This window comes from Desulfuromonas acetoxidans DSM 684 (genome assembly GCF_000167355.1).
GTDB lineage: Bacteria > Desulfobacterota > Desulfuromonadia > Desulfuromonadales > Desulfuromonadaceae > Desulfuromonas > Desulfuromonas acetoxidans.
The window spans coordinates 1-11,453 of sequence record NZ_AAEW02000040.1 but is presented as its reverse complement, the minus strand read 5'-3'; the positions used below and the strand labels follow the sequence as shown (position 1 = coordinate 11,453).

Genomic DNA, 11,453 nt, shown 5'->3' with positions numbered 1-11,453 from the left:
ACCTGCTTGCCAATGTTGAGCAGGCATTCCCCTTGTTGCAATGCATTGTCAGCCTGTGTCAATTTTGCTGAGGCATAGCTTGTGCGCCGTCGTTGCGGGGCAGTTCGACGGCTTGCCGGGCGAGATGGAGCTTGACCGGGGACTTGCTGGCACAGCCGGTCATCAGACCGGCTGCAACCAGGACAATCATCAGCACGCGATAAAATAAGGTCATCGATACGCCTTGAGGAAAGCTGGCATTCGCAAATGAATGCCAAGTCGGTTACTCTTTTTTGCGTGTACGCAAGCGAATGGACAGTTCCTGAAGTTGCTTATCGTCCACTTCACCTGGTGCCCCGGACAGCAGGCAAGTGGCCTTCTGGTCTTTGGGGAAAGCAATCACGTCGCGGATGGAATCGGAGCCGGTCAGGATCATCACCAGACGGTCAAGGCCGAAGGCCAGACCACCGTGGGTCGGCGCCCCGTATTCCAGTGCGTCCAGCAAAAAGCCGAATTTTTCCTGTGCTTCCTCTTCACCAATGCCGAGCAGTTCAAACATTTTGCTCTGGATGGCCTGATCGTGGATACGAATACTGCCGCCGCCAATTTCTGAGCCGTTGAGTACCAAGTCATAAGCTTTAGCACAAGCTTTACCGGGATCGCTGTCGAGCAGGGCAAAGTCTTCGTCGCGCGGCGCAGTAAACGGATGGTGGACTGCGACGTGGCGTTTTGCTTCCCCGTCCCATTCAAGCAGCGGGAAGTCGGTGATCCAGACAAACTGGTAATCATCTTTTTTGGCCAGACCGAGTTTCTGGCCGAGGTGCCCGCGCAGACGGCCGAGAGCTTCGTTGGTGATCGTTGCACTGTCGGCAACGAACATCAGCAGGTCACCAACCTGGGCATCGAGGGCCTGGTTGATTTTTTCCAGCTCTTCAGGTGTGAAAAATTTGGCGATGGGGGACTGCCAGCCGTCTTCGGTCATCTTGACCCAGGCCAGCCCTTTTGCACCGTAAATTTTAACGAAGTCGGTCAGATCGTCGAGATCTTTGCGTGAGAACGTTGCACAGCCTTTGGCATTAATGGCCTTGACCATGCCGCCGTTTTTCACCGCATCGGCAAAGACTTTGAATCCGCAACCGTCGACAATTGAGGACAGTTCGGTTAGCTCCAGACCGAAACGCAGGTCCGGGTTGTCGACGCCAAAGCGATCCATGGCTTCGGCATAGGTCATGCGCGCCATCGGAGCAACCACATCGACACCAATGGCTTCCTTGAAGACGCGGGCTATCATGTTCTCCATGATGGTCATGACGTCATCGGTGTCGACAAAGCTCATCTCGCAGTCGATCTGGGTGAATTCCGGCTGGCGGTCGGCACGCAAATCTTCATCGCGGAAACACTTAACGATCTGGCAGTAGCGATCGTAGCCGGAGACCATAAGCAGCTGTTTGAACAGTTGCGGGCTTTGCGGCAAAGCGAAAAATTGGCCGTTGTTGACGCGGCTCGGTACCAGATAATCGCGGGCGCCTTCCGGAGGTACTCTTTGTCAGGACCGGGGTTTCGATTTCGAGGAAGCCCTGCTCGTCGAGATAGCTGCGCACGGTGCGAGTGACCTTATGACGCAGGATCATATTCTTTTGCAGTGCCGGTCGACGCAGATCGAGGTAGCGGTGCTTGAGCCGGATATTCTCAGCGACATCGACATGGTCATCGAGCATAAATGGCGGTGTTTTTGAGATGTTAAGAATGCGCAGTTCGCTGACTTCCACCTCAACTTCGCCGGTTTTCATCTTCGGGTTAACCGTGCCCTCGGGGCGTGGAGAGATCGTGCCTTTAACGGCGACGACGTACTCGTTGCGTACTTTATCAGCTTTTTCATGGGCTTCGGGGTCGCGATCCGGGTCGAGAGCCAGTTGGGCAATACCTTCGCGGTCGCGCAGGTCGATAAAAATCAGTCCGCCGTGATCACGGCGACGTTGAACCCAGCCCATCAGGCAGACTTCATTGCCGATGTCCGCGCTGCTGATATCCCCACAGTAGTGGGTTCTTTTCCAGTTTCCGAGTGCGTCGTTCAAGGGTTGTTCCTCCCAAAAAGTATTTTATGGCAAACCGTTGTATCTCGGCTTGTCACTTTATTGAATAGATCGCGTTGACATGCCTCTGAGCATGTAAAACATGCCATTATAGCGATGTTGTCGAAGCATCGTCAAGCAATGGCCGCAGTTGTTCAAGAAGCTGGCTCAATTGCACGGCCTGTTGGTCGCCGTCGGCCATTCTTTTCAGTTGGGCACTGCCCTCACTGAGTTCGTTGTCGCCAATCATAATGGTATAACGGCAGTTGAGTTTGTCGGCCCGGCGCAGTTGTGCTTTGAGGCTTCTGCCAGTAAAGTCCATCTCCGCATAAATGCCCTCACGTTGCAACTGATGAAGGACCTTGAACGCAAATTCTTCGGCGTCCTTCCCCAATGTAGCCAGAAATAGCGCCGGGGGTGGGGTTTTAATTTTTTTGTCCTGTAGCAGCAACACCAGACGTTCCACCCCCATGGCAAAGCCGATGCCGGGTAATGACGGTCCGCCCAGCTCTTCCACCAGTCCGTCGTAACGACCACCGGCGGCTACGGCGTTTTGGGCACCGAGATTGTTTGTGACCATTTCAAAGGTGGTCTTGGTGTAGTAGTCGAGGCCGCGCACCATGCGATTGTTAATTGAATAGGCGGTACCCAACTGATTCAGACACTGCTGCACCGTGGCAAAGTGCGTATCACATTCGTCACACAGATGGTCCAGCACCGAGGGCGCATCTTGAGTTGCTTCCTTGCATGATTTGGATTTACAGTCGAGCACGCGCAGCGGATTTGTGGCATAGCGGCGCTGACAGTCCGGACACAGTTGATCAAGACGCTGCTGAAGAAAATCGATCAGGGTCTGGCGATAATCGGGGCGGCACTTGGGGCAGCCCAGTGAGTTGATTTGCAGGCTGACGTCGGTCAGGCCGACCGCTTCAAAGTAATGGCTGAGCATGGCCAGCACCTGGGCGTCCATGCGCGGGTCGTCAATACCAATAATTTCAGCGCCAATCTGATGAAATTGACGATAGCGGCCCTTTTGGGGACGCTCGTAACGGAACATCGGACCCAGATAGTAGAGCTTTGAGACCTGATCCTGATTGAACAGTTTATGCTGAATGAACGAGCGCATCACCGGAGCGGTGCCCTCTGGCCGTAAGGTCAGAGAGTTGTCGCTCTTGTCGTTGAAAGTGTACATCTCCTTTTCGACAATATCGGTGGTTTCGCCAATGGAGCGGCAGAACAGCTCGGTTTTTTCCACCACGGGCACACGGATCTCCTGGCAACCATAAGTGGCGAAAATGCGGCGTGCGGTGTCTTCCAGAAACTGCCAGGTGGCGATCTCACTCGGCAGAATGTCGTTCATCCCTTTGATTCCGGTTATGCTCACGGGTGACTCCTTTGAAAATCATGTTCTCCACCGGCCATTTTCTTGGCGTGGCGGACGGATTTCCTTTAATACAGGATTTACCGACTCATGGGAACCCCCGGAGAAAAAAAACTCTTACTTACGCAGGTGAAGCTCGGTTTAAATGACCCGAAGATCCCTTTGGCAAATGTGGCGTTTCGGTGCCGTTTTACGGCCAGGGTAACTTTGTCGCCAGATTGTGCCGCTGCCAGCCATCGATGGATTGGATCAGTCGTACCGATCCGTCACGATCCGTGCGGATTAATGTTGTCGGCATGGTTGCCAAGGTGTCGATGACGGCGCTATGGGGAAAATGGTAACGGTTGCGATACCCGACTGTCGCGATGGCCCAGGCTGGTTGCAAATCGTGTAGTAATGATTCATGGGCACTGTGACGGCTGCCGTGGTGAGGAAGTTTGATCACGTTAACCGGGCCGGGGGGAGGGTCTGCCAGGAGTTGTTCAACGCCGTGGTGTTCCAGGTCGCCGCACAGTAAAATTCCTTGGTGGTGATTGCGGACATAGACCACCAGCGACTGATCGTTTTTGTTGTGGGGCTGCGGGGCGACAAAAACACTCAGTTGTTGGTCGGCGGTGTGCTCAACGTCAGTCCAGCCTGCAGAAAAGACCCGGACCGGAATGTCGTGTGTGCCCAATACGTATTGCAGGCTGTCATGGAGGAGCTCTGGTGTTGTTGAGCACCAGAATGATTTGACCGGAAAATGCTCGAGGATATGAATGAGCCCCTTGCGGTGATCGGGGTGGTCATGAGTGAGAATAACGGTGTCGATTTGGTCGACGCCAAGACGGCCGAGAGCCGGTGCCACTAGCCGTTCGCCAACATCAAAGGTTTGACTGTACAGGCCGCCGCCATCAATGAGGCAGGTTGTGCCGTTTGCGCGTTGCAACAGCAGGCAATCGCCCTGACCGACACTTAACGCGCTGAGCTGCAATGTGGACGGGGGCATGCTCGTCACACCAAGGATTGCACCGCCAAGCAGGGTGGTAGTTAAAGAGGCAACGGTCAGGCGGCGATGTTTTGCTAACAGGGCGAGTAGTGTGATTGAGATTCCTGCCAGCACCAGGTGGTGAGGAACGGTTAGATACAGGCGTTGGGCCGCCAAAAATCCCTGACTGATGGTGGTTGCAACCGATAATATGCCATTGAGAAGGTCGCCTGCGGTGTGGAAGAGGAGGGGCGCACCCGGCAGGCCTGTTGCCAGCAGTGCGGTGGCCAGCAATGTCACTGGCAGGATGACGAGGCCGACCAGCGGTACCGCGTAGAGGTTGTTGACCAGTGCTGCCGGAGCCAGTACATGGAAGTGCCATAGCGCAATGGGCAGGGTTGCTACGGTTGCCGTCAGGGTGACCAGTGGCGGTAGTGCCAGCCAGCGTTGCCAGCGGTGTTGTTGCCAGTCCCGCCATGTCGGCAGCACCAGAATTAAGGCCGCTACTCCGGCAAAAGAGAGTTGGAACGAGGCACCAAACAGAGCCAAGGGCTTGACGAGCAGGATCAACAGGGCAATGGAGTACAGCAGGTCGTCAGGACGGACATGACGATGGCGGACAGTTAGCCACGCTGCCAGAGCGATGAGCAATCCGGCCCGCCAGGTTGGTAGTGCGCCGCCACTGAGGAGAAGGTAGAACAGCAATGGCGGCAGAATCAATACCGCAACCGCCTGCTGTAACGGACACCACATCAAAGCGCGGGTACTGCGCCGGTAAAGTTTCTGCACTACCAGGTAGAGCATGGACGCCAGCAGACCCAGGTGCAGGCCGGAAATGGCAAAAAGGTGTGAAAGCCCGAATTGAGCTAAGTCCTGACGTTGTGCTGGTGTCAGTCGGCTTTTCTCACCCAATACCAAGCTGATGAGAAATGGAGTTTGCGGATGATTGATCTTTGTCGCAATGGCTTGACCCAGCTGGCTGCGCCAGCGTTCCACTGCTACCAATGGTGAGGGGATGGTTGTCGGATGTTTGACCTCAATCTGTTTGGAAGAAGTGATGTAGCCGGATGCGCTAATTCCTAAGTTGGCCAGATAGCGTGGGTAGTCAAATTCTCCCGGTGTGCCGAAACGTCGGGGACGACGCAGTTTGCCGGTCCAGCTCAGGGTGTCGCCGGGGAGCAGCGGACAGTGAGAGTCGAGCAGATGAACGCGAATCCGCTGCCCGCTTAGAATTTCCGGTTTCTCGACCGTGACATCCATGCGCCAGCGTTGCGGTTGTGATTCCAGCCGTATAACCGTGGCCGTGATCTGCTGCTTGCCGGACGGTATCTCTGCTTGTGTTACGGACCATGCCTGGTGATAACAGAATTGACCGAGAAACAGCATACAGATGATGGTCGCGCTTGTTCGTGAGAGGCCTTGGCCGTGGCGCTGAAATGGAGCCATGGCCCACAGCAGTACGGGGATGAGCATAAAGGTCGTTGGCAGGTGGTGTTCGTAGCTGGCTAGCACCAACCCCAGGCTGTAGCTTAACAGCAGGAGCCAGCTTCCCAGCTGACGGTATGAGTGCAGCATGAACCTACCTTGCGGACGAGGAGAAGAGAAATAGACGCCGCAATGTTATTTCATTTTAATCTTTAAGGCAAGTTGAGAAGAGTAAGCGTTAAAACATGAAGCGGCGCATGCTGATATTAAGTAGCAGGCCGGTGCCGATCATGGTTGTCACCATACTGGTGCCGCCATAGGAGAACAGGGGGAGCGGGACGCCAACCACTGGTAGCAGGCCGATCACCATACCCAGGTTGACAATGATGTGCCAGAAAATCATGGCGGTGACGCCGATGCCCAGATACATACCGAAGCTGGAACCGGCCTTGCGGGCGATCATGATGCCCCACAACACGATCATCAGATAGAGCGCCAGCAATAACAGCGAACCGATCAACCCCCACTCTTCGGCAAAGACTGAAAAAGCAAAATCTGTATGCCGCTCCGGAAGAAACGACAGTTGCGACTGGGTGCCCTGCATAAAGCCTTTGCCCCAGAAACCACCGCTGCCGACGGCGATTTTTGATTGAATAATATGATAGCCGGTCCCCAGAGGGTCGCGTTCCGGGTTAAGAAAGGTGCGAATGCGGTCTTTCTGGTAGCCATGGAGTAGAAACCAGCCGCCGACCATCGCCAGAATGCCGCTGACACTGAGAACCATCAGGGCTGAGCGGCGAATCCCGGAGAACAGTGCCATGGTGACACCGATAAACATCAACATCATGGCCGTGCCGAGGTCGGGTTGTTTCATGATCAACAACACCGGGGTCCCGAGCAGTAATCCGGGTGCCCACAACTCCCTGAGACTATAGCCGTTTGGCTGTTCATTGCGGCTGAAATAGGCGGCCAAGGCAATGATCAACACCAGCTTGGTGATCTCACTCGGCTGCAGGTTGAAAACACCCAGGTCGATCCAGCGTGTCGCTCCCATGCTGGTTTTGCCGAACAGTAGGACCCCCGCCAGCAAAGAGACACAACCGATATAGCCATAAATGCCCAGATATTCCAGATGACGGTAGTCAAACAGGGCAACTGCAAACGCGATGAGCAGACCGAGCCCCAGCCAGTAGATCTGTTTAAGGTAGATCGGCGTTGCTGTCATGTTCCAGGTCGACGTGGAACTGTACAGATTCATGATGCCGATCCCTGCCGCAGTCAGCACCAGGCCCAACAGAATCCAGTCGATATTTGAAACCAGTCGGCGGTCAAACATGCACTTCTCCGTTGCTATTCTTCTGCGGCCGATTTTTCCGGGCCGGGGGAGATCTTGAAATAATTCTCGAGAATTTTGCGGGCAATCGGACCGGCGGCGCTACCGCCATGCTGGCCGTGTTCGACAATGACGGCAATGGCTATCTGAGGATCTTCCGCAGGGGCGTAAGCGACAAACAGGGCGTGGTCACGCAAACGATAGGCGACCTCCTCAGGGCTTTGTTTTTCACCACTTTCCGGGTCTTCCTGGATCTTGACGACCTGGGCGGTACCGGTTTTCGCCGCAATTGTCACATCCGCCAGCCAGCTCGATTTGCCGGTGCCACGTGGATGATTGACAACTTGTTCCATCCCTTTTTTGACCGGCTTAAGCGTTTTGTTTTTAATCCCGGCCTGGTGCAGCACTACGGGTTCATTTTCTTTGAGGGTGCGACCACTGTAATCGGCAATACGCCGGACCAGTTGTGGCTGATACAGGGTGCCGCCATTGGCAATGGTAGCGGTCATCACCGCCAGTTGCAGTGGCGTGGCCAACACATAGCCCTGGCCGATAGCGGCGATGACGGTTTCCCCTTTGTACCACGAGGCGCCATAACGGTTGCGTTTCCAGGTTTTGTCCGGGATTAGACCGGCTTTTTCATTGTCCAGAGGCAGGTCGAAACTGCGTCCCAGCCCCAACTCACGTGCCATGGTCGACATCCGTTCGATGCCGAGGCGTAACGAGATCTCGTAAAACCAGACGTCGCAACTTTCGCGCAAGGCTTTATTCAGATTAGTCGGTCCGTGACCGGTTTTCTTCCAGCAGCGAAAATCGCGTGATCCGAGAGTGATGCGCCCTTTACAATCGATCAGCTCATCCGGTGTGACCACACCGGCACGCAGTGCGGCCAGAGCTGTGACCATTTTATAGGTTGAACCAGGCGGATATTGACCGCTGATGGCTTTTGCCTGGAGGGGGTGATCGGGGTTCTTGACCAGGGCCTGCCACTCTTCCTGGCTGATGCCGCGAGCAAACAGCGCCGGATCAAAGGCCGGCCGGCTGACCATCGCCAGAATGTCGCCACTGTTGACATCCAGCACCACCGCGGCACCGGCCTGTTCATCAAACGCTTCCTCCGTGGCCAGTTGCAGGTCACGGTCAAGGGTCAGGTAGACGCTTTTGCCGGGCAGTGGATCCTCAACTTGCAGTTGCCGCAGCTCTTTACCTTTCACATCAACTTCGAGTAGACGTTCACCGGCCTGGCCTTTCAGGTAGGTTTCCAGATGCTTTTCCAACCCGCTTTTGCCGATGAATTCGCCAGCGCGGTAGCCCTGAAATTCACGACTCGCCAGTTCTTTTTCGGTAATGGCACCGATATGACCGAACAGGTGGGCCGCGACCTCACGATACGGATAGGCGCGCATCGGTTGCACTTCGATCAGCATGCCGGGCAACTCGACCGAATGCTCCGCCAGTTGCTCCAGGGTGTCGCGGTCGATGTCGCTTTTCAGTGGAATTGGGCGATAGCGTGGATAGTAGCGTTTTTTGTCCCAAACCTTGGCCAGTTCCAACCAGTCGCTGTGCAGATAACCGGCCAGATTTTTGAGGAGTTGCTCCTTGTCGGTAACCTCCTGGCGCAGCACGGAAACCGTGAATGACGGACGGTTGTCGACCAGCAATTGGCCGTTGCGGTCATAGATGGTGCCGCGCGGCGCGGCAATGGGGATATAGCGGGTGCGGTTTTTCTGTGACAGCAGCTGGTAACGTTCGCCGCTGATGATCTGTAGATACCACAGCCGCATGGCCAGCAGGGCGAAAAAAAAGATGGCTGCCAGCATGAGCAGCTCAAAGCGCCGTTTGCGGCGAATGTCATCAGGTTTGGGACTGTTAAGGGCCATCAGTGATCACCCCGAGTGTCGCAGTAGGCTGGGAGTCTTTGCCGGTCTGGTCCGACGGAGAAACGGTGTCGCAACCAGTACGGCCAGGATGTTGAGCAGAAGCTGCATTGGTAATTGAAATAAGACAATGCGCCAGCCCTGATCGGCGTCGGCAAAGAACAGCAAGGTGGTGATCAGCAGGACATCGTGAGCGGCGGTGCCAAGAACTGCGGCAAAAAACATGACCGCCGCATTGTCGCGATTAAGTTGGCGGCCGCCGAGGTAGGTGGCGCAGAACACCAGCAGCAAAATAAGACCGTAGAGGCCGAAGGTTGTGCCACTGAACACATCCAGAAGACAGCCGAGCAGCCAGGATGTGAACGCGCCCTGAAGCGGTGAGGAATGAATGCCGAGATACAGGGTGAGAATCAGTACCAGGTCGGGACGCGGACCGTTGCCGACCAGTGCCGGGAACAACGAGGTCTGCAGCAGGATAAACAGCAGGCCGCATGTCAGGTGGCGCACCATTCGGCTCATGGCGTTTCTCCGGTGAGGATCAACACGTCTTCGAGGCGGGCAAAGTCCACCGATGGTGTCAGTTCCAGAGTCTGAAAAAGGCCGTAATCGTGTTTGACAATGTTGGAGATAGTGCCTACCGGTAACCCTTTGGGGAATACGCCGCCGGTTCCCGAGGTAACCACGGTGTCTCCCAGTGCAACATCGTGACTGCGCAGGGCATATTCCAACGTCAGTTGTGCGCCTTGGCCGCGGGCGATACCGCGGGTCCGGTTGTGCTGGACAAGGACGGCGACTTCCGATGACGCATCGATCACCAGCAAAACCCGCGAGGTGTGCGCCGCACACTTGATGGTGCGTCCGACAATGCCTTCGGCGACCACCACCGGCATCCCTTCGTCAAGGCCGTTGTCAGTCCCTTTGTCAATGGTGATGGTGCGGAACCAGCTCGACGCGTCCACGGCAATGACTCGTGCCGGGATGGCCGGTAGTTCTGTGTTTTCAAGAAAGCCGAGTAATTGTTTAAGGCGCTGGTTTTCCAGCTCAATTTCACGCAGATGGGCCAAGTGACCCTGTTCCTGGCGCAATTGCTCCTTGAGAGCAATGTTTTCTTCCCGTACATGGATCAGGTCGATATAGTTGTTCCACAGGGCAGCCGTGTCACGACTGACGGCATCAATGGCCCGGTAAAAAGGGCTGGCCAGTTGCAGGATGGCTTTTTCAAACAGGGAGGTGTGCTCACGTTGTCGCAAGCTGTTCGAGTATAACAACAGCGCGCACAGCAGCAGCAGGCAGAATAACAGCGCGGTCTGATATCGCTTAAGAAAGTCGCGCATGAAAAGTCTCAGGGTGAACAGCGCAGGGTGGCCCCTGCGCTGTGATTGTCAAAAGGGATCAGGTGACGACGGTGACGCGACGCAACAGGTCCAGCTCATCGAGAACCATGCCGGAACCGAGAACAACACAGGACAGCGGGTCGTCGGCGATCATAACCGGCAGGCCGGTCTCGCGACGCAACAACTCGTCGAGGTTGCGCAGTTGGGCACCGCCTCCGGCGAGGATAATACCGCGATCGACAATGTCAGCCGCCAGTTCCGGTGGGGTGCGCTCCAGAGCGACACGGACTGCTTCAACGATAGCATTGACCGTTTCGGCCAGAGCTTCGCGAATTTCTTCCGAGTTGATGGTGATAGTGCGCGGGATGCCGGTGACCAAGTCACGGCCTTTGACATCCATGGTGTCCTCTTCTTCACCGGCGTAAGCGCTGCCGATTTCAATTTTGATCTGCTCCGCGGTGCGTTCGCCGATGAGCATATTGTATTTGCGCTTGATGTATTGGGTGACCGCTTCGTCGAGCTTGTCACCACCGACGCGAACGCTTTTGGCGTAGACAATGCCCGCCAGGGAGATAATTGCCACCTCGGTGGTGCCGCCGCCGATGTCGACGATCATGTTGCCGTTGGCTTCGGTAATGGGCAGTCCAGCACCGATTGCTGCAGCCATCGGTTCCTCGATCAGATACACTTCACGGGCACCGGCCGACTCCGCCGATTCCTTGACCGCACGTTTTTCCACTTGGGTGATGCCCGAGGGGACACAAATGACAATGCGCGGACGAACCAGTGCTTTGCGGTTGTGGACTTTGTGGATAAAGTAGCGCAGCATCTCTTCGGTGATGTCGAAATCGGCGATCACACCGTCCTTCATCGGGCGGATGGCCACAATGCTGCCGGGGGTTCGGCCGAGCATCTTTTTGGCTTCCACGCCCACCGCGAGAACTTTTTTCGCCCCGGTTGTATCCTTCTGGACGGCAACCACAGAGGGCTCACTGACGACGATCCCTTTACTCTTCAGGTAGACCAGGGTGTTTGCCGTACCCAAGTCAATAGCGAGATCGTTGGAAAAGATACCCCACAGGGCA

At 55.6% G+C, this 11,453-nt stretch carries 8 protein-coding genes and 1 pseudogene; all 9 read right to left on the bottom strand.

Going from position 1 to position 11,453, the window contains the following annotated elements:
* Positions 1–58: 58 nt before the first annotated feature.
* Positions 59–214: a hypothetical protein gene (locus DACE_RS18295; protein ID WP_155809183.1), complete on the bottom strand. Its 156-nt coding sequence runs from the start codon at positions 212–214 to the stop codon at positions 59–61.
* 48 nt (positions 215–262) lie between these two features.
* Positions 263–2,054 (bottom strand): annotated as a pseudogene (gene aspS, locus DACE_RS16430) (aspartate--tRNA ligase).
* A 106-nt stretch (positions 2,055–2,160) separates the two neighbouring features.
* Complete coding sequence (gene hisS / locus DACE_RS16425; protein WP_050770060.1) at positions 2,161–3,411, bottom strand: histidine--tRNA ligase; 1,251 nt, start codon at positions 3,409–3,411, stop codon at positions 2,161–2,163.
* Positions 3,412–3,622: 211 nt separating this feature from the next.
* Positions 3,623–5,974 carry a DNA internalization-related competence protein ComEC/Rec2 gene (locus DACE_RS16420; protein ID WP_006003211.1) on the bottom strand — a complete coding sequence of 784 codons (2,352 nt, stop codon included), beginning with the start codon at positions 5,972–5,974 and terminating at the stop codon, positions 3,623–3,625.
* An 88-nt stretch (positions 5,975–6,062) separates the two neighbouring features.
* Entirely contained in the window at positions 6,063–7,160 is a 1,098-nt protein-coding gene (gene rodA, locus DACE_RS16415) for a rod shape-determining protein RodA (RefSeq protein ID WP_006003208.1), read from the bottom strand.
* Positions 7,161–7,174: 14 nt separating this feature from the next.
* The gene (gene mrdA, locus DACE_RS16410) at positions 7,175–9,037 is read right to left on the bottom strand and encodes a penicillin-binding protein 2 (protein WP_006003206.1); all 1,863 of its coding nucleotides are present in this window, start codon (positions 9,035–9,037) and stop codon (positions 7,175–7,177) included.
* Between the two features lie 6 nt (positions 9,038–9,043).
* Positions 9,044–9,553, bottom strand: coding sequence for a rod shape-determining protein MreD (mreD, locus tag DACE_RS17695; RefSeq protein WP_006003204.1), 510 nt, complete (start codon positions 9,551–9,553; stop codon positions 9,044–9,046).
* Positions 9,550–10,368 carry a rod shape-determining protein MreC gene (gene mreC / locus DACE_RS16400; RefSeq protein ID WP_006003203.1) on the bottom strand — a complete coding sequence of 273 codons (819 nt, stop codon included), beginning with the start codon at positions 10,366–10,368 and terminating at the stop codon, positions 9,550–9,552. The genes mreD and mreC overlap by 4 nt, the downstream gene beginning before the upstream one ends.
* Positions 10,369–10,426: 58 nt before the next feature.
* The coding region (locus DACE_RS16395; protein WP_006003202.1) for a rod shape-determining protein at positions 10,427–11,453 on the bottom strand (1,027 nt) is incomplete at its 5' end.